Below are 21,806 nucleotides of genomic sequence, written 5' to 3'. Positions count from 1 at the left end.
CGCCGCTATTGTAATGGAATTGGCATGGCGCGCCTGCCGCCCGCCTGCGACCACCTGGGAGAAACACGATGTACCAACATATCACTGTACCTGCCGACGGCCAGAAAATCACGGTCAATGCCGATTTCTCGCTCACCGTGCCGGACAACCCGATCATCCCCTATATCGAAGGCGACGGCACCGGCATCGACATCACGCCGGTGATGCTCAAGGTGGTCGACGCGGCAGTGGCCAAGGCCTATGGCGGCCGGCGCAAGATCAGCTGGATGGAAATTTTTGCCGGCGAGAAGTCGACCGGCATCTACGGCCCCGACGTCTGGCTGCCGCCCGAGACCCTGGAGGTCGTGAAGGACTACGTGGTCTCGATCAAGGGCCCGCTGACGACGCCGGTCGGCGGCGGCATCCGTTCGCTCAACGTGGCGCTGCGCCAGGAACTCGACCTCTACGTCTGCCTGCGTCCGGTGCGCTATTTCGCCGGCGTGCCGTCGCCGCTGAAGCAGCCGGAAAAGACCGACATGGTCATCTTCCGCGAGAATTCGGAAGACATCTATGCCGGCATCGAGTGGGCGGCGGAGTCGGAAGGCGCGAAGAAGATGATCGACTTCCTCGTTAACGAAATGGGTGTCAGGAAAATCCGCTTCCCGGAAACCTCGGGCATCGGCATCAAGCCCGTCTCGCGCGAAGGCACCGAGCGCCTGGTGCGCAAGGCCATCCAGTACGCGGTCGACCACGACAAGCCATCGGTCACGATTGTCCACAAGGGCAACATCATGAAGTATACCGAAGGCGGTTTCCGCGACTGGGCCTATGCGCTGGCGCAGAAGGAATTCGGCGCCGAGCTGATCGACGGCGGCCCGTGGGTCCGCTTCAAGAACCCGAAGACGGGACGCGACATCATCATCAAGGATTCGATCGCCGACGCCTTCCTCCAGCAGATCCTGCTGCGCCCTGCCGAGTACAGCGTGATCGCCACCCTGAACCTGAACGGCGACTATGTCTCGGATGCGCTGGCGGCCCAGGTCGGCGGCATCGGCATCGCGCCGGGCGCCAACATGTCGGACTCGGTGGCCATGTTCGAGGCGACCCACGGCACCGCGCCCAAGTATGCGGGCAAGGATTACGTGAACCCGGGTTCGCTGATCCTGTCGGCTGAGATGATGCTGCGCCACATGGGCTGGACCGAAGCGGCCGACCTGATCATCTCGTCGATGGAAAAGGCGATCACCTCGAAGCGCGTGACCTACGACTTCGCGCGTTTGATGGAAGGCGCGACGCAAGTGTCGTGCTCGGGCTTTGGCGAGGTCATGATCGAGCAGATGCAATAAGCCGGGCCTGGCCTATAAAGCCCGTCTCGTCGAGGCGGGCTTTTTTATTCGGCGAAAAAAAACCCCGCATGCTGCGGGGTTTCTCGCTTCCGAGGACGGTATTACATGCCCTGGATGTTGGAAGCTTGCTTGCCTTTAGGGCCTTGCGTGACTTCGAATTGGACTTTCTGACCTTCTTTGAGGGTCTTAAAACCGTTCATGTTGATTGCGGAGAAATGCGCGAACAGATCCTCGCCGCCGTCATCTGGAGTGATGAAGCCAAAGCCTTTGGAATCATTGAACCACTTAACAGTACCAGTTGCCATAAAAGAACTTTCAAATATAAACAAATCACACGAGCCATAAAAGCAAGAAGCTTCTTGCCCCCTCCTCAGCCTGCTCACTTCTTATCAACAAGTACATAAGTACATGTCAATGTTTGCATTGTTGATGCACTGGATTTTGAAGTCAAGCCCTTTGATGCGACTGTTGTTAATTTTTTCATACGTCATGCATGCAGGGTGCAAACCCAGCTCTTGATTTCCGCAATCGGATCGCCATCTGCGCTTTCAACGGAAAACAAGTAAGATGAAAGCGAATCGAAGTGAGCTGAGTGACGCGATCTGAACTCGTGATCTGATATTTCCGCTTTGCATCATCCTGGAACGCTTTAGAATACGCCCATGGCAACCAAGCACGATACCGAACAGCTGCTGGAGCGGCAAGTCGTAAAACCACCGCCCCTGTACCAGGTGGCGTTGCTGAATGATGACTACACACCGATGGAGTTTGTGGTGGCCATCATTCAGGAGTACTTCAACAAGGATCGCGAGACGGCGACGCAGATCATGCTTTCCGTGCACCGTCATGGTAAAGGAGTGTGCGGCGTGTTTTCCAAAGATATAGCGTGTACCAAAGTGGAGTTTGTCTTAACGCATGCGCGCAAGGCGGGGCACCCCCTGCAGTGCGTGATGGAGGAAGTATGATTGCGCAGGAACTTGAAGTATCCCTACACATGGCCTTTGTCGAAGCTCGACAGGCACGGCACGAGTTCATTACCGTGGAGCACCTGCTGCTTGCGCTCCTCGACAATCCCTCGGCCGCTGAAGTCCTGCGTGCATGCGCGGTCAATATCGATGACCTGCGCAAGACCCTGACCAATTTCATCGGTGACAACACCCCGACCGTGCCCGGCACGGGCGAGGTCGACACCCAACCGACGCTCGGCTTTCAGCGCGTGATCCAGCGCGCGATCATGCACGTGCAGTCGGCCTCGAACGGCAAGAAGGAAGTCACGGGCGCCAACGTGCTCGTCGCGATCTTCGGCGAGAAGGACTCGCACGCCGTTTACTACCTGCACCAGCAGGGCGTGACCCGCCTCGACGTGGTCAACTTCATCTCGCACGGCGTGCGCAAGGACCAGCAGATCGACAGCCAGAAGGCGTCGGAAGGCGTGGAAGAGGCGCAAGTCGAAGGCGCGACGAAAGAGAGCCCGCTCGACCAGTTCACCCAGAACCTGAACAAGGCTGCCGCCGACGGCAAGATCGATCCGCTGATCGGTCGCGAAGAGGAAGTGGACCGCGTGATCCAGATCCTGTGCCGCCGCCGCAAGAACAATCCGCTGCTCGTCGGCGAGGCCGGGGTCGGCAAGACCGCGATCGCGGAAGGCCTGGCATGGCGCATCGTCCAGGAAGAGGTGCCCGAGATCCTGCAGAACGCCGTCGTGTTCTCGCTCGACATGGGTGCGCTGCTGGCCGGCACCAAGTACCGCGGCGATTTCGAGCAGCGCCTGAAAGCCGTGTTGAAACAGTTGAAGGATACGCCGAACGGCATCCTGTTCATCGACGAGATCCACACGATCATCGGCGCCGGCTCGGCTTCGGGCGGCACGCTCGACGCCTCGAACCTGCTGAAACCGGCCCTGGCCAACGGTCAGCTGAAGTGCATCGGCGCGACCACGTTCACGGAATTCCGCGGCGTGTTCGAGAAGGACCATGCCCTCAGCCGCCGCTTCCAGAAGGTGGACGTGAACGAGCCGTCGGTCGAGCAGACCGTGCAGATCCTGCGTGGCCTGAAGTCGCGCTTCGAAGAGCACCACGGCGTGAAGTATTCGTCGTCGGCGCTGTCGACCGCGGCGGAACTGGCGGCACGCTTCATCAACGACCGTCACCTGCCCGATAAAGCGATCGACGTCATCGACGAAGCGGGTGCAGCCCAGCGCATCCTGCCGAAGTCGAAGCAGAAGAAAACCATCGGCAAGACCGAGATCGAGGAAATCATCGCCAAGATCGCCCGTATCCCACCGCAAACGGTCAACCAGGACGACCGCAGCAAGCTGCAGACGATCGACCGCGACCTGCGCAACGTCGTTTTCGGCCAGGATCCTGCGATCGACGCGCTGGCGTCCGCCATCAAGATGGCGCGCGCGGGTCTCGGAAAACAGGACAAGCCGATCGGCTCCTTCCTGTTCTCCGGTCCGACCGGTGTCGGCAAGACCGAGGTGGCCAAGCAGCTGGCCTTTATCCTCGGCATCGAGCTGATTCGCTTCGACATGTCGGAGTACATGGAGCGTCACGCCGTGTCGCGCCTGATCGGTGCGCCGCCGGGCTATGTCGGCTTCGACCAGGGCGGTCTGCTGACGGAAGCCATCACCAAGAAGCCGCACGCGGTGCTGCTGCTGGACGAGATTGAAAAAGCCCACCCGGACATTTTCAACATCCTGCTGCAGGTGATGGACCACGGCACGCTGACCGACAACAACGGACGCAAGGCCGACTTCCGCAACGTGATCATCATCATGACCACGAACGCGGGCGCCGAAAGCCTGACCAAGCGCTCGGTGGGCTTCGTGGATTCGAAGGCGGCAGGCGACGAGATGGCCGACATCAAGCGCATGTTCACGCCGGAGTTCCGCAACCGCCTGGACGCGACCATCAGCTTCCGCGCGCTGGACGAGGAAATCATCCTGCGCGTCGTGGACAAGTTCCTGATGCAGCTGGAAGAGCAGCTGCACGAGAAGAAGGTGGAAGCCATCTTCACCGAGAAACTGCGCAAGTTCCTCGCCTCGAAGGGCTTCGATCCGCAGATGGGTGCACGCCCGATGTCGCGCCTGATCCAGGACATGATCAGGAAAGCCCTGGCCGACGAGCTGCTGTTCGGCCGCCTGGTCAACGGTGGACGCGTCACGGTCGACCTGAACGAGAAGGACGACGTCACGCTCGAGTTCCCGGAAGGCGACGCACTGCCGCCGCCGGCCCCGGCCGAGACGGTCGAGATCGAGTAAGCCTCGATCCGCTCACACAAACCGCGCCCCGTGCGCGGTTTTTTTTTGCTTGTAAGCACATCAACTCGTCTGTGCACTGTGGCAAACTCATGCTCTTTTGCAACCTTTGCCTGCGCCACCATGAACGTGCCCAGAACCATCCTCGCGCTGTCCCTGGCCCTGATCGGCAATCAGGCCGTGGCCGCCGATCCTTATTTCCGCTTCCCGGCCGTGCGCGGCGATACCGTGGTCTTCACCGCCGAGGGCGACCTCTGGCGCACGACCACGAGCGGCGGCAAGGCGACGCGCCTGACGACCCATCCGGCCGCTGAAACCCATGCCGCGATCTCGCACGACGGCAAGTTCGTCGCCTTTGCCGCCTCCTACGAAGGCGCACAGGAAGCCTATGTGATGCCGCTGGAAGGCGGCTTGCCGAAGCGGATCACCTTCGAGAACGGCGGCGTGGCGGTGCTGGGCTGGACCGCCCAGGGCGAGGTGCTGGTCAGCACCGAGAATACGACCGGTCCGGCCAAGCACCGCGTGGTCGCCGCGCTCGACCCGGGCAGCCTCAAGCGCCGCGTGCTGCCCCTGGCCGACGCCAACGACGCCGCGCTCGACGACACCGGGCGCATCGTCTATTTCACGCGCATGGGCCTGTCCATGACCAACGATAACGTCAAGTCCTACCGCGGCGGGGCCCATGCCCAGCTGTGGCGCTTCGACTTGCAAGGCAAAGGCGAGGCCGAGCCGCTGTTCAAGGGCGACTCTGCCAGTTACCTCGCCAACAACCGGCGCGCCATGTGGTGGCAGGGACGGCTGTACTTCATCAGCGATGCCGGCGGGGCCGACAATCTCTGGACGGCGAATCCGGACGGCAGCGACCGGCGCGTCCTCACCAATCACAAGGAATGGGATGTGCGCACCGCCTCGCTCGGCGACGGCCGCATCGTCTACCAGCTTGGCGCCGACCTGCGCGTGTTCGACATCGGCAGTGGCAGCGACACGCCCTTGAAAGCGAGCCTGGTGTCGGACTTCGACCAGCAGCGCATGCGCCGGGTAAAATCGCCGCTCGAGGCCCTGACCAGCATCGACGTGGCGAACAAGGCCGAGCGCATCGTGCTGACCGCGCGCGGGCGCGTCACCATCGCGGGCACGGGCAGCCATCGCCGCGTCGAGATCGCGGTGCCCGAGGGCGCGCGTGCGCGCGGCGCCGTCTTCAGCCACGACGACAAATCGGTCTACGCCATCGTCGACACCAGCGGCGAGAACGAGATCTGGCGCTATGCCGCCGACGGCTCGGGCCACGGCGAGCGGCTCACCACCGACGGCGCCAGCCACCGCCTGAACCTGTATCCGTCCCCCGACGGCAAATGGCTGGCCCATACCGACAAGAAGGGCCGCACCTGGCTGCTCGACCTGGCGAGTAAAACCAATGTCATCGTCGACGACGCCGGCCAGGTCGGCCTCGACCCGTCGAACCAGGTGGTCTGGTCGCCCGACAGCCGCAACCTCGCTTTCGTCCGCGTCGGCAGCAAGGAGCGCCGCGAGCAGATCGGCCTGTTCAATCTCGCGACCAGGGCCATGAGCTTTGTCACGACCGACCGCTACGAGGCCGACTCGCCGGCCTTCTCGCCGGACGGGAAGTGGCTGTACTTCCTCTCGGCGCGCAATTTCAACGTGAGCAATAGCGGCCCCTGGGGCGACCGCAACATGGGGCCCGTGTTCGACAAACGGGTCGGCGTGTATGCGTTGGCGCTGCAGCCGGATGTCCGCTTCCCCTTCAAGCCCGAGGACGAGCTGACCAAACCGGAAGAGAAGTCGCCGGAAGCCGCGGCCAGGGCGGCGGTGAAGGCACCGGGCGCCGAAGATGGGGACAAGGGTGCCGCCGTGGCAGCTGCCACGGCGGCAGCGGCAGCCAGCAATGCAGGCCCCGACAAGACCAAAGAGCCGACGCCGGCCATCGCCTGGGCCGGCCTGCGCGAGCGCCTGTACGAAGTGCCTGTCGATTCGGGCAACTACCGCGCGCTCGCGGTCGACGACAAGCGCCTGTATCTGCTCGAAGCCGGCGAGGAGCCCGGCAAAGGCACGCTCAAGACCGTGGCGATCGCGCGCAGCGCGCCGCAGCCCGAAACCTTTGTCGCCAACGTGCGCGAATTCGGCTTGTCGAACGACCGCAAGCACATCTTCTACCGTACCTGGGCCAAGGGTGCGCCGGGCGACATGCTGATCGTCGACGCCGGGGCCAAGGCTCCTGCCGACCTGAGCAAGTCCAGGGTCAGGATCGACGACTGGGCGGTGAGCTCGAATCCGCGCCTGGAGTGGAAGCAGATGTTCAACGACGCCTGGCGCATGCATCGCGACTTCCTGTATGACGCGAAGATGCGCGGCATCGACTGGAACGCCGTGCGCGTGCGCTACGCGCCCCTGGTCGAGCGCGTGACCGACCGCGCGGAACTGGACGACGTGCTGGGCATGATGGTGGGCGAGGTCGGCGCGCTGCATTCGCAGATCCGTCCGGGCGACGTGCGCCGCGCCGCCAGCGAAGGTGTGCCGGCCAGCCTGGGCGCCGTGCTGACGCGCGTGCCTGAGGGCTACCGGGTCGAGCGGGTCTACCGCAGCGAGCCGGAGCTGCCGTCGGAGGCAGGACCGCTGGCGGCCCCCGACGTCGACGTCCGGGAAGGTGACATCATCACGGCGGTGAACGGTAAATCGCTGGTCGAAGCCCGCGACATCGCCGACCTGCTGCTCGACACGGCCGGCAAGCAGGTGCTGCTGCACGTGAAGAGCGGTACCGGAAAGCCGCGCGCGGTGATCGTCACGCCGGCCACGATGGCGCGCCACGCCAGCCTGCGCTACGCCGACTGGGAACAGGGCAGGGCGCAGCAGGTCGAGGCCACGTCGAAAGGCAGCATCGGCTACCTGCACCTGCGCGCGATGGTGGCGCGCGACATCAACGCCTTTGCGCGCGACTTCTACGCCAACATCAATAAGGAGGGCCTGATCATCGACGTGCGCCGGAATAGCGGCGGCAACATCGACAGCTGGATCATCGAAAAGCTGTTGCGCCGCTCCTGGGCCTTCTGGGCCTCGAACGGCAAGCAGCCGTACTCGAACATGCAGAACACCTTCCGCGGCCACCTGGTGGTGCTGATGGACGAGCTGACCTATTCCGACGGCGAGACCTTCGCGGCCGGCGTCAAGGCGCTCAAGCTCGGGCCCCTGGTCGGCAAGCGCAGCGCCGGCGCCGGCGTCTGGCTCAGCGACGGCAACGGCCTGCTCGACAACGGCATGGCGCGCGTCGCCGAGAACGGCCAGTTCTCGAGCGACGGCGACTGGCTGATCGAAGGCGTCGGCGTCACGCCCGACGTCGAAGTCGACAACCTGCCGCACGAGACCTTCGCGGGACGCGACCGCCAGCTCGAGGTAGCGCTCGAACTGCTCGAGAAGAAGATGCAGGAACAGCCGGTCAAGCCGTGGAAGCCGGCGGCGATCCCGGCGATCAAGCGGTAAGCGTCACGTGGGAGCGGCACGCCATGGATTCGTGGCGTGCCGGTGGGGGGCGTCACCCGTTCATGATGTTGTCACAATCCCTACCTACACTGCGGCCACCTCCACCCACCGTGACCCGCATGCTCCTCGCCAAACTCCGGACCGGCGCCAAGATCCTCGGCTCCTTTTGCATCGTCTCCCTCCTGATCGTGCTGATTACCGCTGTCTCGTTCTGGCGCATGCACGCGGCCGATGCGATCACACGTGACCTCGTCGACGACAAGCTGGCCAGGCAGCAGCTGGCCGCCGACCTGCTCGGCGTCGAGCGCCTGAACGGCCTGCGCATCATGTCGGTCGCCCGCAGCGACAGCCTTGAACTGGCGGACCTCTACAAGGCGCAGCTGATCGAGGGGGAACAGCGCGCGGCCGGCATCGAAAAAGACATGCGCGCACTGCCGGCATCGAAAGCGGAACAGGCGCTGCTGCGCGCCACGAACGAACACAAGACGGCCTTCGCGAACGCCACGAAAGCCGTTTTCGCCGCCAAGGACATCGGCCGCACGCAGGAAGCCGAAGAGCTGCTGGCACGCTCGCTCGAACCCGCATTTGCGCGCTACACGGCCAGCCTGGAGGCGCTGCTGACGCACCAGGCGCGCCAGGCGCACGCGCTGGCCGCCGACTCGGCAGCAAGCTCGCGCTTCAGCCGCCTGTTGCTGCTCGCGCTGGGCGCCGCCGCGCTGGCTGCCGGTGCGGTACTCGGATGGATCCTCACGAAGAGCATCGTCGGCCCGCTGCAGCAGGCCGCGACGCTGGCCGAAGCCGTGGCGCGCGGCGACCTGCGCCCAAGCATCCGCCACAAACGCGCCGACGAAATCGGCCGCCTGTTCGATGCCCTGAACGGGATGACAAGCGGCGTCTCGGCCACCGTGACCGAGGTGCTGCAGGGCGCGCACGGCATCGACGCCGCGTCGAGCGAGATCGCCGCAGGCAACCAGGACCTGTCCGAGCGCACCGAGCGCCAGGCCGGCGCCCTGCGCCAGACCGTGGTGGCGATGGAAGACCTGACCGCCGCGATCGCCAGCAACAACAACAGCGCGCGCGACGCCAACCGCTTGGCGCAGTCGGCCTCCGAGGTGGCGGGCGAGGGTGCGGCGGCGGTCGCCCAGCTGGTCGACCGGATGGGCGCGATCAAAGCCTCGGCGGACAAGATCGTCCACATCACCGGCATGATCGACAGCATCGCCTTCCAGACGAATATTCTTGCCCTGAACGCGGCAGTCGAAGCGGCGCGCGCCGGCGCCGAGGGCCGCGGCTTTGCCGTGGTCGCGGCCGAAGTGCGCAGCCTGGCCCAGCACTCGGCCGGGGCGGCGAAGGAAATCAAGAAGCTCATTGGCGAGTCGGCCGGCGAGATCGAGGCCGGGACGGGCATCGCCCACGGCGCCGGCGCCACCATGCGCGCCGTGCTGGGCAAGGTGCACGAGGTGGCCAGCATCCTCGGCGCGATCCACGGCGCCAGCGAACAGCAGGCCCAGGGCGTGGCCAGGGTCGGACAGGCGATCGCCGAGATCGACCTGTCGACCCAGCAGAACGCGGCGATGGTGGAAGAGGCGGCCGCGGCGGCTGCCTCGATGCGCGAACAGGCGGCGGCGCTGTCGCAGCTGGTGGCCACGTTCAAGTTGAGGAGCGCGGTGCCGGCGTTGGCATGAGGTGTCAGAGACGTCTCGATTGAAGCCAGGCCGCATGACGCGTGGGCTCCCGAGCCCACGCGTCTCACCGCCCGATCAAACCGCGGCCAATGCCCGTGCCAGATCCGCCCGCTGGTCCTCGACATGCTCGATCCCGACCGACAGCCGGATCAGGGTGTCGCTGATCCCCAGCTCCGCACGCTGCGCCGGCGGGATGGTCGCATGCGTCATCAGCGCCGGATGCTCGATCAGGCTCTCCACACCCCCCAGGCTTTCGGCCAGCGTGAACACGCGGCAGCTCTCGAGGAAGCGCCGCGCGCCCGGCAGGTCGGACGCCAGCTCGATCGAGACGATGCCGCCGAAACCCGCCATCTGGCGCCGCGCCAGCGCGTGTTGGGGATGCGTCTCCAGGCCCGGATAAAACACCTTGCGCACCTTCGGCTCGCGCTCCAGCCATTGCGCCAGCGCCAGCGCATTGGCGTTGCTGCGCTCGATGCGCAGGGCCAGGGTCTTGATCCCGCGTAGCACCAGGAAGCTGTCGAAGGGCCCCTGGATCGCCCCCACCGCATTCTGGATGAAGCCGAGCTGCTCGCGCAGTTCGGCATGGTGCGGCGCGGTGCCGACTACCGCCACGCCGCCGATCACGTCCGAGTGGCCGTTCATGTACTTGGTGGTCGAGTGCACGACGATGTCGATGCCCAGTTCCAGCGGACGCTGGTTGATCGGGCTGGCGAAGGTGTTGTCGCAGACAGTGAGGATGCCGCGCGCGCGGCACAGCTGCGCGATCGCCGCCAGGTCGGCCAGTTTCAGCATCGGGTTGGTCGGCGTCTCGACCCAGACCAGGCGCGTCTCCGGCGTGAGCGCGGCGGCCAATGCGTCGGGATCGGCCAGGTTCACATAGGTAAAGGTATGCCCGGCGCTCTTGCGGCGCACGCGCTCGAACAGGCGATAGGTGCCGCCATACATGTCGTCGCCGGCGACGACGTGGGAGCCGGCGGGCAGCAGTTCCAGCACCGCCGAGATGGCCGCCAGGCCCGAGGCGAAGGCAAAGGCGCCGCTGCCGCTCTCGATGTCGGCCACGCAGCGCTCGAGCGCCCAGCGCGTCGGATTGTGCGAGCGGCCGTAGTCGAGCCCCTTGTGCACCCCCGGGCTCTGCTGGGCGAAGGTCGAGGTGAGGAAGACCGGCGGCATCACGGCGCCGGTGGCCGGTTCGGGCGACTGGCCGCCATGGATGACGCGGGTGGACAGGTGATAGGTCGGGTCGCTCACGATAGGGTCCTGCGCAGATGGTTGAGAAGGTCGAAGCGGGTGATCAGGCCGTAGAAATGGTCGCCGTCCTGGATCACGGCGGTCAGGCCGCGATCGAGGATGTCGCGCAGCTGGGCCATGCTGGCGGAGGGCGCCAGCGTCTGCAGTGTCCTGGTCATGGTGCGCGCAACGGGTGTTTTAAAACGCGTGGGTTCCAGGGTCACGTGCTGCAGCAAATCGGATTCGTCGACGATGCCGACCAGGCGCCCGTTCTCGATCACCGGCAGCTGGGCCAGGTCGCTCGAGCGCATGCGGTTGAAGGCCGTCAGCAGGGTGTCGGTCGGCGCCACCGTGACGACTTCGCCGGCGTCGAAACGGCGTCCGACCAGGTCGCGCAGGTCGCCCAGCCGCGGGCGCTGCAGCAAGCCCTGGTCGAGCATCCAGCCGTCGCTATACACCTTCGTCAAATAGCGCGTGCCGGTGTCGCAGACGAAGGTGGCGACCCGCTTCGGGCGGGTCTGGGCGCGGCAGTATTTGAGGGCCGCGGCGAGCAGGGTGCCGGTCGAGGAACCGGCCAGGATGCCTTCGTGCTGGAGCAGGGCGCGTGCGGTGCCGAAGCTTTCCTCGTCGGTGATGGTGTAGGCCTGTTTCACCCGCGACAGGTCGGCAATCCCCGGAATGAAATCTTCGCCGATGCCTTCCACCGCCCACGAGCCGGCCTCTTTCGCCAGGTGCCCGGTGTTGATGTAGTCGGCCAGGATCGAGCCCTTCGGGTCGGCCAGTACGAATTCGAGCTCGGGCTGGACGCGCGCAAAATAATGCGACAGGCCGGTGAGCGTGCCGCCGGAGCCGACGCCGAGCACGACCGCATCGAGTTCGTGGCTGGTCTGTTCCCACAGCTCGGGGGCGGTCGTGGTTTCGTGTGCGCGCGGGTTGGCGGGGTTGTTGAACTGGTCGGCGAACCAGGCGCCGGGGATCTCGCTCGCCAGACGCGCCGCGACGTCCTGGTAGTACTCGGGATGGCCCTTGCCGACGTCCGAGCGGGTCAGGTGGATCTCGGCGCCCAGGGCTTTCAGGTGCAGGATCTTTTCGGCCGCCATTTTGTCGGGCACGACCAGCACCACCCGGTAGCCCTTGATGCGCGCCACCAGCGCCAGGCCGAGGCCGGTGTTGCCGGCGGTGGCCTCGACCACGGTGCCGCCCGGTTGCAGGCTGCCGTCGAGTTCGGCCTGCTCGATCATGGCGCGGCCGATGCGGTCCTTGATCGAGCCGCCGGGGTTCTGCGATTCCAGTTTCAAGAACAGCTGGCACGGACCGGTATCCATGCGAGTGACCTGCACCAGCGGGGTATTGCCGATCAGGGAGAAAATGGCAGCCTGAGTTGCCGCTTGAGACGCGTGTTGCAAATGCCGTTGCATATTGCCTCCAGAGAAGCGCCTTATGGGCGCCGCGAACGCGAATAACGGGTACAGATGGGCACCCGGCCTTGGTGAAAAAGACATGGTACGGCGGTTTCAGGCGCGATGGTTTGCACGCGCGCGTATCGTGACCGCGCCTCGCCCTCGGGCCACCTTAGCACGGGACGCCCTTGCTAAAAAATAAGATAACCGCATATGAATATGCGCTTTGTCATGCGTGCGGATGAGCAGGGCGCTAGCATTGCACGCGTCCCCGATGCGCTAAAAATTGTCAAATTTTCCAGATGTAAATGTTATACTGAAGCACTATTTCCCTACTCTCAATCCGATGATGACCAAACGCCTGTTTGCCCTTGCCGCTGCCTGTACCCTGACCCTGCTGGCCGCGTGCGGCGGCGGCGATGGCGTTCCGCTCGGCGAATTTCCAGCCATGACCAAGACCGAAGGCGATGCGCCTTTCGAACTGAAGGCGCCGACCTCGAAAAGCCCGGCGGCATTTTCTTTCGAGAGCAGCGACACGAAAGTGGCGACCATCAACGGCAACATGGTGACCGTCCTCGCGGCCGGCTTCACGACCATCACGGCGCGCCAGGGCAGCCTGGGCAGCTACAACCCGACCTCGACCAGTGCGCTGCTGACCGTCAAGGAGCGCACCTGCGTCGCGGGCGCGGTGCGCAACAAGAGTGGCCTGTGCGTTCCGCCCGACAGCACTGCCCGCGACCTCACGCGTAATGGCCTGAGCTGGTTGCCGCCCCGCTCGACTGTCAAGCTCAGCTGGTCCGAGGCGGATGCCTACTGCAAGGCCGTCAGCTACCAGGGCAAGACCGGCTGGGCGCTGCCCGGCCGCTCGGAACTGACGGAGCTTGCGACCTCGGGTGCGCTGGCAGGCCAGGAATGGCCCCTGGGCGATACCTGGAGCGCAACCGCCGACACGGCCACGAGCCACTCGGCGGTCGACACGACGACGGGTACGATCGCTTCGCTCATGAGCGACAACAAGCTCTACGTCACCTGCACCCTGGGCCTGTAAGAACGCCTCAGGTTTCGGCCCTCAGCCGCCGCCACAAGGTCGTGCGGCTGATGCCGAGGTGGCGCGCCGCCGCATCGCGCTGTCCGCCGAAGCGGGCCAGCACCTCGGCGATACTTTCCGCGCTTGGCGGCGCGTCCGGCGCCGCATCCGCCACGGCAGCGCCGGGCGTTGCCAGTTCCGGCGCAATCCCCAATAAAAAATTCGGCGTCAGCGCCTGCAGCGGCTCGGCCGCCAGGAACAGGGCCAGCCTCTCCATCAGGTTGCGCAGTTCGCGCACATTGCCGGGCCAGGGGTAGGCCGTCAGCAGCGGCGCGCAGGCCGCGATCTCCGCGTGCAGGTTCGGATGCGGCCTGGCGCCGAGCGCCGCCAGCGACTGTTTCAGCGACCATTCGGCCAGCGGCACGATATCGGGCAGGCGTGCACGCAGCGGCGGCAGCGCCAGGCGCAGCACCGCCAGCCGGTAGAACAGGTCGGCCCGAAAACGGCCTTCGCGCACCCGCGTGGCGAGGTCGCAATGGGTGGCGCTGATTACCCGCACGTCGATCGGCACCGGCCGCGTGCCGCCGACCCGCATCACTTCGCGTTCCTCCAGCACCCGCAGCAAGCGTGTCTGCAGCGCCAGCGGCATTTCCCCGATCTCGTCCAGGAACAGCGTGCCGCGGTTGGCCGCCTCGAACAGGCCTGCGTGGCCGCCGCGGCGCGCGCCCGTGAACGCGCCTTCCTCGTGGCCGAAGAGTTCCGATTCGAGCAGGGACTCCGCGATCGCCCCGCAATTGACGGCGACAAAAGGCCGGTTCGCGCCCAGGCTGCGCGGTCCCTCGCGGTGGATCGCCTGCGCCACGAGTTCCTTGCCGCTGCCGGTCTCGCCTTCGATCAGGACCGTGGCAGGCGAGCGCGCATACAGCACCACCGTCTGGCGCAGGCGCTCCATGGCCTCCGACTCGCCGCGCAGATCGTTCAGGCCGCGCCGCGTGCGCCGCGTTTCGTTCACCGGGCCGCGCCGGATGCGGTTCGCTTCCAGGTTCGTCAGGCGCGCCAGTTCCAGCGCATCGTCGAAGGCTTGCCGGATCGAGCCGGCCGAGTACAGCAGGATGCCGGTCAGTCCCGTTTCCTCGGCCAGGTCGGTGATCATCCCCGCGCCGACGATGACCTCGATGCCGGCCGCCTTCATCTCGTCCATCGTCGCGCGCGCGTCTTCGCGCGTCGCATAGGTGCGCTGCGCAACCGTCAGGCCGAAGGTGGCGCTGAAGCCGGCCAGTTCCGGCAAGGGCTGCTGGTAGCTGATCACGCCGATGCGGGTCGACACCTTGCGCGCCCGCGCCAGCGCGCCCATGACATCGTAGCCGCTTGCTTTCGCCACGATCACCGGCGCCGATACCCGCCCTTTCAGGTAGGCGCCGTTCGAACCGGCCGCGATCACGACGTCGCAGCGCTCGCTTGCCATCCGTTCGCGGATGTGGCGCGCCGCTTCGTCGAAGCCGAGGTCGATCGGCTCGATCGTGGCGAGGTGGTCGTACTCGAGCGTGATGTCGCGGAACAGGGCGGACAGGCGCGACACGGAGACGGTCCAGATGACTGGTTTATCGGGGTCTTGCGGGGCAGTAGGAAGAGGGCGCATGTTGCAATTTTAATGCAACAGGTGTTTCATGTGTTTCACTTGAAACGAATAATGGAACAGGCCTTGTTCCATGGCTCAGCAGAAGTGTTGGCTAAGTAGTTGAAACGATGTCGTTTTTACGAGGTCGAACATGGACAGGAGAGCTGGCACGTTCTTTGCGAAAGACAGTGTATTCATCACCCCGATTCACCAGGAGACCCCATGATCCAATCCGCAGGCGCGCTGTTCCGTCGTGCCGTACAAGAAGAATCCCCGCTGCAAGTCGTCGGCGCCATCAATGCGAACCACGCGCTGCTGGCCAAGCGCGCCGGCTTCAAGGCCATCTATTTGTCGGGCGGCGGCGTCGCGGCCGGCTCGCTCGGCCTGCCGGACCTGGGCATCTCGAACCTGGACGACGTGCTGACCGACGTGCGCCGCATCACCGACGTGTGCGACCTGCCGCTGCTGGTCGACGTCGACACCGGCTTCGGCTCGTCCGCCTTCAATGTCGCGCGCACCGTGAAATCGATGATCAAGTTCGGCGCCGCCGCCATGCACATCGAAGACCAGGTCGGCGCCAAGCGCTGCGGCCACCGTCCGGGCAAGGAGATCGTTTCGAAACAGGAAATGGTCGACCGCATCAAGGCCGCCGTCGACGCCCGCACCGACGAGAACTTCGTGATCATGGCGCGCACCGATGCGCTGGCCGTGGAAGGCATCGACGCCGCCATCGAGCGCGCGGTCGCCTGCGTCGAAGCCGGCGCCGACATGGTGTTCCCGGAAGCGATGACGGATCTCGCCATGTATTCGCGTTTCGCGAAAGCGGTCGGCGTGCCGATCCTCGCCAACATCACCGAGTTCGGCTCGACCCCGCTGTTCACGGTCGAGGAACTAAAGACCGCGGACGTCGGCATCGTGCTGTACCCGCTGTCGGCCTTCCGCGCCATGAACAAGGCCGCCGAAAACGTCTACACTGCGATTCGCCGCGACGGCAGCCAGCAGGCCGTGGTCGACACCATGCAGACCCGCGCCGAACTGTACGAGCGCATCGGCTACCACGACTTCGAGCAGAAGCTCGACGCCCTGTTCGCTGCCCAGAAAAAATAATCGACACCGAAATTGGAGATCACGATGACTGAACAAGCCCCAGCCTTCAAGCCAAAAAAATCCGTCGCCCTGTCGGGTGTCGCCGCCGGTAACACGGCCCTCTGCTCGGTCGGCAAGTCGGGCAACGACCTGCACTACCGCGGCTATGACATCCTCGATGTCGCCACTACCTGCGAATTCGAAGAAATCGCCTACCTGCTGGTGCACGGCAAACTGCCGACCGCCGCCGAACTGAAGGGTTATAAAGCCAAGCTCAAGATGCTGCGCGGCCTGCCGCAGGCGGTGAAACTGGCGCTGGAAGCGCTGCCGGCCGGCAGCCATCCGATGGACGTGATGCGTACCGGCGTCTCGGCGCTCGGCTGCGCGCTGCCGGAAAAGGACGACCACAATATCGCCGGTGCGCGCGACATCGCGGACCGCCTGATGGCCTCCTTCGGCTCGATGCTGCTGTACTGGTACCACTACAGCCACAACGGCAAGCGCATCGAGACCGAGACCGACGACGATTCGATCGGCGGCCACTTCCTGCACCTGCTGCACGGCACGGTGCCGTCGGAAGAGTGGGTGCGTGCGATGCACACTTCGCTGATCCTGTACGCCGAGCATGAGTTCAACGCCTCGACGTTTACGGCGCGCGTGATCGCCGGCACCGGTTCCGACCTGCACTCGGCGATCACCGGCGCCATCGGCGCGCTGCGCGGCCCGAAGCACGGCGGCGCCAACGAAGCGGCCTTCGAGGTCCAGAAGCGCTACGAGAACGCCGACGAAGCCGAAGCGGACATCCGCAACCGCGTCGCGAACAAGGAAGTCGTCATCGGCTTCGGCCACCCGGTCTACACGATCAGCGACCCGCGCAACGTGGTCATCAAGGAAGTGGCGCGTTCGCTGTCGCAGAGCGCCGGCTCGATGAAGATGTTCGAGATCGCCGAGCGCCTCGAATCGGTGATGTGGGAAGTGAAGAAGATGTTCCCGAACCTCGACTGGTTCTCGGCCGTGTCCTACCACATGATGGGTGTGCCGACGGCGATGTTCACGCCGCTGTTCGTCATCTCGCGCACCTCCGGCTGGGCTGCCCACATCATCGAGCAGCGCATCGACAACAAGATCATCCGCCCGAGCGCGAACTATGTCGGTCCGGAAGACCTGCAGTTCGTGCCGATCGCCGATCGCAAGTAAATGACTGACTCGCCAGCCCCCGCGCTCATGCTGCGCCGGCTCGGTCCAGCCGACGCCGAACGCTATCGTGCACTGCGGCTGGCGGGCTTGCGCGCCTTTCCGCATGCCTTCCGCCCTGCTGTCGAGGAAGCGCTGGCGCAGCCGCTGTCCTGGGCCGAACAGCGCTTGTCGACAACGGGCGAGTACTGGTTCGGCGCCTTCGATGGCGCGCTCGAAGGCAATCCCCTGGTGGGCGCGATCTGCCTGCGCACGCAGGATGGCGTGAAAATCCGCCACTCGGCCAGCCTGAACGCGCTGGTCGTCGATCCCGGACGGCAGCGCGAAGGCATCGGCGCGGCGCTGGTCGCCTACCTGGTCGACTTCGCCCGTTCGCTCGGCGGGATTCGCCAGATCACGCTCACCGTCCATGACGGCAATACGGCGGCCGAGCGCCTGTACGAACGCTTCGGCTTCAGGCAGTTCGGCTCGGAGCCCGACGCTTTCCTGCACGACGGCACCTATTACGCCAAGCAGCACCGACAACTATCACTGGTCACATCATGAACAACGCATACCGCAAACCCCTGCACGGCACGAACCTGCACTACTTCGACACGCGCGAAGCGGTCGACAGTATTCAAGCCGGCGCATACGACAAGCTGCCCTACACCTCGCGCGTGCTGGCCGAAAACCTCGTGCGCCGCTGCGAGCCGATGGCCCTGGTACCGTCCCTGAAACAGCTCATCGAGCGCAAGCGCGACCTCGACTTCCCCTGGTTCCCGGCGCGCGTGGTCTGCCACGACATCCTGGGCCAGACGGCCCTGGTCGACCTCGCCGGCCTGCGCGACGCCATCGCGCAAGAGGGCGGCAATCCTGCCCTGGTCAACCCGGTGGTGCCGACCCAGCTGGTCGTCGATCACTCCCTCGCAGTGGAATGCGGCGGCTTCGATCCCGACGCATTCGAGAAGAACCGCGCGATCGAGGACCGCCGCAACGAAGACCGTTTCCACTTCATCGACTGGACCAAGAAGGCTTTTCAAAATGTCGACGTGATCCCGCCGGGGAACGGCATCCTGCACCAGATTAACCTCGAGCGCATGTCGCCCGTCGTGCAGGTGAAGGACGGCATCGCCTTCCCGGACACCCTGGTCGGCACCGACTCGCATACCCCGATGGTCGACGCGCTCGGCGTGATCGCGATCGGCGTGGGCGGCCTGGAGGCGGAAAGCGTCATGCTGGGCCGTGCTTCCTGGATGCGCCTGCCGGACATCGTCGGCGTCGAGCTGACGGGCAAACCGCAGCCGGGCATCACCGCGACCGACGTCGTGCTGGCGCTGACCGAATTCCTGCGCAATGCCAAGGTCGTCTCGACCTGGCTGGAATTCTATGGCGAGGGCGCCTCGAACCTGACCCTGGGCGACCGCGCGACGATCTCCAACATGGCGCCCGAATTCGGCGCAACCGCCGCGATGTTCTACATCGACGAGCAGACCATCAAGTACTTGCGGCTTACCGGCCGCGAAGACGAGCAGGTAAAACTGGTCGAGGACTATGCGAAGGAAACCGGCCTGTGGGCTGACTCCCTGGCGAACGCCGAGTACGAGCGCGTGCTGCACTTCGACCTGTCGACGGTCGTGCGCAACATCGCCGGTCCGTCGAACCCGCACAAGCGCGTGCCGACCTCGGAACTCGCCGCGCGCGGCATTTCCGGTGTGGTCGAAAACGAGCCGGGCAAGATGCCGGACGGCGCCGTCATCATCGCCGCCATCACCAGCTGCACCAACACGAACAACCCGCGCAACATGATCGCGGCCGGCCTGATCGCGCGCAATGCCAACAAGCTCGGCCTGCTGCGCAAGCCCTGGGTCAAGTCCTCGCTGGCGCCGGGATCGAAGGCGGTCTCGCTCTACCTGGAAGAAGCGGGCCTGATGCCGGAACTGGAAAAGCTGGGCTTCGGCGTCGTCGCCTTTGCCTGCACGACGTGCAACGGCATGAGCGGCGCGCTCGATCCCGTGATCCAGCAGGAGATCATCGAACGCGACCTGTACGCGACCGCCGTCCTGTCGGGCAACCGCAATTTCGACGGCCGCATCCACCCGTATGCGAAGCAGGCCTTCCTGGCTTCGCCGCCGCTGGTGATCGCGTATGCGATCGCCGGGACGATCCGTTTCGATATCGAGAAGGACGTGCTGGGCACCGACAGCGCGGGCAAGGAGATCAGGCTGGCCGACATCTGGCCGAGCGACGCCGAGATCGACGCCGTCATCGAACAGAGCGTCAAGCCCGAGCAGTTCCGCAAGGTCTACACGCCGATGTTCGCGCGCGTGGCCGACGACGGTGAAGCGGTGTCGCCGCTCTACGACTGGCGCGAGATGAGCACCTATATCCGCCGTCCGCCGTACTGGGAAGGCGCGCTGGCGGGCGAGCGCAGCCTCTCCGGCATGCGCGCGCTGGCGGTCCTGGGCGACAACATCACGACCGACCACCTGTCGCCGTCGAACGCGATCATGATGGACAGCGCGGCGGGCGAATACCTGTTCAAGATGGGCCTGCCGGAAGAAGACTTCAACTCCTACGCGACCCACCGCGGCGACCACCTGACGGCGCAGCGCGCGACGTTCGCGAATCCGACCCTGAAGAACGAGATGGTGCGCAATCCGGACGGTTCGGTCCGTGCTGGCTCGCTGGCGCGCATCGAGCCGGAAGGGCAAGTCACGCGCATGTGGGAAGCGATCGAGACCTACATGGAGCGCAAGCAGCCGCTGATCGTGATCGCCGGCGCCGACTACGGCCAGGGCTCGTCGCGCGACTGGGCAGCCAAGGGCGTACGCCTGGCGGGCGTGGAGGCGATCGTGGCCGAAGGCTTCGAGCGCATCCACCGTACCAACCTGGTCGGCATGGGCGTGCTGCCGCTGGAATTCCAGCCGGGCGTGAACCGCCTGACGCTGGGGCTGGACGGCACCGAGACCTATGACGTGCTGGGTGAGCGCACGCCGCGTGCGACGCTGACGCTGGTGATCAACCGCCGCTCGGGCGAGCGTGTCGAGGTGCCGGTGATCTGCCGTCTCGATACGGCGGAAGAGGTGTCGATTTACGAGGCCGGCGGCGTGCTGCAGCGCTTTGCGCAGGACTTCCTGGCGTCGTCGAAGGTCGCGGCTTAAGCGGACGCATCGTACCGCGTGGGCACAGGGTGCCCACCCTACGGCCCGCGCTACCAACTGGAACTGAAATATGGCACACACTCCCCAAATCAAAATCCCGGCCACCTACATGCGCGGCGGCACTTCGAAAGGCGTCTTCTTCCGCCTCGACGACCTGCCCGAAGCCGCACGCGTCCCCGGCCCGGCGCGCGACAAGCTCCTGCTGCGCGTCATCGGCAGCCCCGACCCCTACGGCAAGCAGATCGACGGCATGGGCGGCGCCACCTCCAGCACCAGCAAGACGGTGATCGTCTCGAAGAGCACCCGCGACAACCACGACGTCGACTACCTGTTCGGCCAGGTCTCGATCGACAAGCCTTTCGTGGACTGGAGCGGCAACTGCGGCAACCTGTCCTCGGCGGTCGGCTCGTTCGCGATCACTGCAGGCCTGGTCGATCCTGAACGCCTGCCGCGCGACGGCATGGCCACGGTCCGCATCTGGCAGGCCAACATCAATAAAACCATCATCGCCCACGTCCCGGTGACGAATGGCGAGGTCCAGGAAACCGGCGACTTCGAACTCGACGGCGTGACCTTCCCGGCGGCCGAGGTGCAGCTCGAATTCATGGACCCGGCGGCCGAGGAAGAGGGCGGCGGTGGTTCGATGTTCCCGACCGGGAACCTGGTCGACGAGCTCGAGGTGCCGGGCCTGGGCACCCTGAAGGCGACGATGATCAACGCCGGCATCCCGACCATTTTCCTGAACGCGGAAGACGTCGGCTACACCGGCACCGAACTGCAGGACGCGATCAACGGCGACCCACGTGCGCTTGCCATGTTCGAGACCATCCGCGCCCACGGCGCCGTGCGCATGGGCCTGATCAAGGACACAGGCGAGGCGGCCGCGCGCCAGCACACGCCGAAGGTGGCCTTCGTCGCGCGTCCGGCGGCCTATACCTCCTCGAGCGGCAAGCAGGTGGCCGCCGCCGACGTCGACCTGCTGGTGCGTGCGCTCTCGATGGGCAAGCTGCACCACGCGATGATGGGCACGGCGGCGGTCGCCATCGGCACTGCGGCCGCCGTTCCCGGCACCCTGGTGAACATCGCGGCCGGCGGCGGCAAGCCTGACGCGGTGCGCTTCGGCCATCCGTCGGGCACCCTGCGCGTCGGCGCCGAAGCGGTGCAGCTTGAGGGCGAATGGAGCGTCACCAAGGCCGTGATGAGCCGCAGCGCGCGTGTGCTGATGGAAGGCTGGGTACGGGTGCCGGGCGATAGCTTCTAAGCCACCTGCCGGCCCGGGCCCGTCCGCTGCATCCGTAGCGGACGGGCTTTTTTTTTGTCAGTACATGGTAGAGATTCCATGCACCCTGG

15 protein-coding genes are annotated in these 21,806 nt (G+C 65.3%); 11 read left to right on the top strand and 4 right to left on the bottom strand.

The genetic code is table 11. The annotated features are described in order from the left end of the window. Positions 1-68: 68 nt before the first annotated feature. Positions 69-1,325 carry an NADP-dependent isocitrate dehydrogenase gene (gene icd, locus LPB04_RS22090; protein WP_193686579.1) on the top strand — a complete coding sequence of 419 codons (1,257 nt, stop codon included), beginning with the start codon at positions 69-71 and terminating at the stop codon, positions 1,323-1,325. A 101-nt stretch (positions 1,326-1,426) separates the two neighbouring features. Here the strand turns inward: icd and cspE are convergent, their stop codons facing one another. Then, entirely contained in the window at positions 1,427-1,630 is a 204-nt protein-coding gene (gene cspE, locus LPB04_RS22085; RefSeq protein WP_020653506.1) for a transcription antiterminator/RNA stability regulator CspE, read from the bottom strand. A gap of 357 nt (positions 1,631-1,987) precedes the next feature. On the opposite strand from cspE, the gene clpS reads away from it, so the two are divergent. The 4 genes from clpS to LPB04_RS22065 all read left to right on the top strand — a co-directional run bounded on the left by clpS (position 1,988) and on the right by LPB04_RS22065 (position 9,761). Then, positions 1,988-2,290: an ATP-dependent Clp protease adapter ClpS gene (gene clpS, locus LPB04_RS22080; RefSeq protein ID WP_056339252.1), complete on the top strand. Its 303-nt coding sequence runs from the start codon at positions 1,988-1,990 to the stop codon at positions 2,288-2,290. Continuing rightward, positions 2,287-4,587 carry an ATP-dependent Clp protease ATP-binding subunit ClpA gene (clpA, locus tag LPB04_RS22075; protein WP_193686578.1) on the top strand — a complete coding sequence of 767 codons (2,301 nt, stop codon included), beginning with the start codon at positions 2,287-2,289 and terminating at the stop codon, positions 4,585-4,587. The genes clpS and clpA overlap by 4 nt, the downstream gene beginning before the upstream one ends. A 120-nt stretch (positions 4,588-4,707) precedes the next feature. Continuing rightward, complete coding sequence (locus LPB04_RS22070) at positions 4,708-8,076, top strand: S41 family peptidase (RefSeq protein WP_193686577.1); 3,369 nt, start codon at positions 4,708-4,710, stop codon at positions 8,074-8,076. 119 nt (positions 8,077-8,195) lie between these two features. Continuing rightward, positions 8,196-9,761, top strand: coding sequence for a methyl-accepting chemotaxis protein (locus LPB04_RS22065; protein ID WP_193686576.1), 1,566 nt, complete (start codon positions 8,196-8,198; stop codon positions 9,759-9,761). Positions 9,762-9,836: 75 nt separating this feature from the next. Here the strand turns inward: LPB04_RS22065 and LPB04_RS22060 are convergent, their stop codons facing one another. Both LPB04_RS22060 and LPB04_RS22055 read right to left on the bottom strand, forming a co-directional pair. Next, entirely contained in the window at positions 9,837-11,009 is a 1,173-nt protein-coding gene (locus LPB04_RS22060) for a trans-sulfuration enzyme family protein (protein ID WP_193686575.1), read from the bottom strand. After that, on the bottom strand, positions 11,006-12,406 hold the full coding sequence (locus LPB04_RS22055) for a pyridoxal-phosphate dependent enzyme (protein ID WP_193686574.1): 1,401 nt from the start codon (positions 12,404-12,406) through the stop codon (positions 11,006-11,008). The genes LPB04_RS22060 and LPB04_RS22055 overlap by 4 nt, the downstream gene beginning before the upstream one ends. Positions 12,407-12,734: 328 nt before the next feature. Here LPB04_RS22055 and LPB04_RS22050 point away from each other — a divergent pair, with 328 nt between their 5' ends. After that, on the top strand, positions 12,735-13,436 hold the full coding sequence (locus LPB04_RS22050; RefSeq protein WP_193686573.1) for a hypothetical protein: 702 nt from the start codon (positions 12,735-12,737) through the stop codon (positions 13,434-13,436). A gap of 7 nt (positions 13,437-13,443) precedes the next feature. On the opposite strand, the gene prpR is transcribed toward LPB04_RS22050, so the two are convergent. Next, the gene (prpR, locus tag LPB04_RS22045) at positions 13,444-15,054 is read right to left on the bottom strand and encodes a propionate catabolism operon regulatory protein PrpR (protein WP_193686572.1); all 1,611 of its coding nucleotides are present in this window, start codon (positions 15,052-15,054) and stop codon (positions 13,444-13,446) included. A 201-nt stretch (positions 15,055-15,255) separates the two neighbouring features. Between prpR and prpB the strand changes: the two genes are divergently transcribed. The 5 genes from prpB (at position 15,256) to prpF (ending at position 21,717) form a co-directional block, all read left to right on the top strand. Beyond that, positions 15,256-16,140 (top strand): methylisocitrate lyase, encoded by an 885-nt coding sequence (gene prpB, locus LPB04_RS22040; protein WP_193686571.1) that lies wholly within the window; start codon positions 15,256-15,258, stop codon positions 16,138-16,140. Positions 16,141-16,164: 24 nt separating this feature from the next. Next, positions 16,165-17,316: a bifunctional 2-methylcitrate synthase/citrate synthase gene (gene prpC / locus LPB04_RS22035; RefSeq protein WP_193686570.1), complete on the top strand. Its 1,152-nt coding sequence runs from the start codon at positions 16,165-16,167 to the stop codon at positions 17,314-17,316. Further along, the gene (locus tag LPB04_RS22030; RefSeq protein ID WP_193686569.1) at positions 17,317-17,859 is read left to right on the top strand and encodes a GNAT family N-acetyltransferase; all 543 of its coding nucleotides are present in this window, start codon (positions 17,317-17,319) and stop codon (positions 17,857-17,859) included. Further along, on the top strand, positions 17,856-20,456 hold the full coding sequence (gene acnD / locus LPB04_RS22025) for a Fe/S-dependent 2-methylisocitrate dehydratase AcnD (RefSeq protein WP_193686568.1): 2,601 nt from the start codon (positions 17,856-17,858) through the stop codon (positions 20,454-20,456). The genes LPB04_RS22030 and acnD overlap by 4 nt, the downstream gene beginning before the upstream one ends. Before the next feature lie 70 nt (positions 20,457-20,526). Then, positions 20,527-21,717, top strand: coding sequence for a 2-methylaconitate cis-trans isomerase PrpF (gene prpF / locus LPB04_RS22020; RefSeq protein WP_193686567.1), 1,191 nt, complete (start codon positions 20,527-20,529; stop codon positions 21,715-21,717). Positions 21,718-21,806 lie beyond the last annotated feature (89 nt).

Origin of the sequence: Massilia litorea (genome assembly GCF_015101885.1) — a bacterium.
In the GTDB taxonomy this organism is placed as follows: Bacteria; Pseudomonadota; Gammaproteobacteria; order Burkholderiales; family Burkholderiaceae_D; genus Telluria; species Telluria litorea.
This window is presented reverse-complemented; position numbering and strand designations above follow the sequence as displayed.

Coding starts and splice junctions, on each gene's coding strand:
- LPB04_RS22065 (WP_193686576.1), top strand. CDS start 8,196: ATGCTCCTCGCCAAACTCCGGACCGGCGCCAAGATCCTCGGCTCCTTT.
- LPB04_RS22050 (WP_193686573.1), top strand. CDS start 12,735: ATGATGACCAAACGCCTGTTTGCCCTTGCCGCTGCCTGTACCCTGACC.
- icd (WP_193686579.1), top strand. CDS start 69: ATGTACCAACATATCACTGTACCTGCCGACGGCCAGAAAATCACGGTC.
- clpS (WP_056339252.1), top strand. CDS start 1,988: ATGGCAACCAAGCACGATACCGAACAGCTGCTGGAGCGGCAAGTCGTA.
- prpF (WP_193686567.1), top strand. CDS start 20,527: ATGGCACACACTCCCCAAATCAAAATCCCGGCCACCTACATGCGCGGC.
- prpR (WP_193686572.1), bottom strand. CDS start 15,054: ATGCGCCCTCTTCCTACTGCCCCGCAAGACCCCGATAAACCAGTCATC.
- LPB04_RS22070 (WP_193686577.1), top strand. CDS start 4,708: ATGAACGTGCCCAGAACCATCCTCGCGCTGTCCCTGGCCCTGATCGGC.
- LPB04_RS22030 (WP_193686569.1), top strand. CDS start 17,317: ATGACTGACTCGCCAGCCCCCGCGCTCATGCTGCGCCGGCTCGGTCCA.
- prpB (WP_193686571.1), top strand. CDS start 15,256: ATGATCCAATCCGCAGGCGCGCTGTTCCGTCGTGCCGTACAAGAAGAA.
- cspE (WP_020653506.1), bottom strand. CDS start 1,630: ATGGCAACTGGTACTGTTAAGTGGTTCAATGATTCCAAAGGCTTTGGC.
- clpA (WP_193686578.1), top strand. CDS start 2,287: ATGATTGCGCAGGAACTTGAAGTATCCCTACACATGGCCTTTGTCGAA.
- acnD (WP_193686568.1), top strand. CDS start 17,856: ATGAACAACGCATACCGCAAACCCCTGCACGGCACGAACCTGCACTAC.
- LPB04_RS22055 (WP_193686574.1), bottom strand. CDS start 12,406: ATGCAACGGCATTTGCAACACGCGTCTCAAGCGGCAACTCAGGCTGCC.
- prpC (WP_193686570.1), top strand. CDS start 16,165: ATGACTGAACAAGCCCCAGCCTTCAAGCCAAAAAAATCCGTCGCCCTG.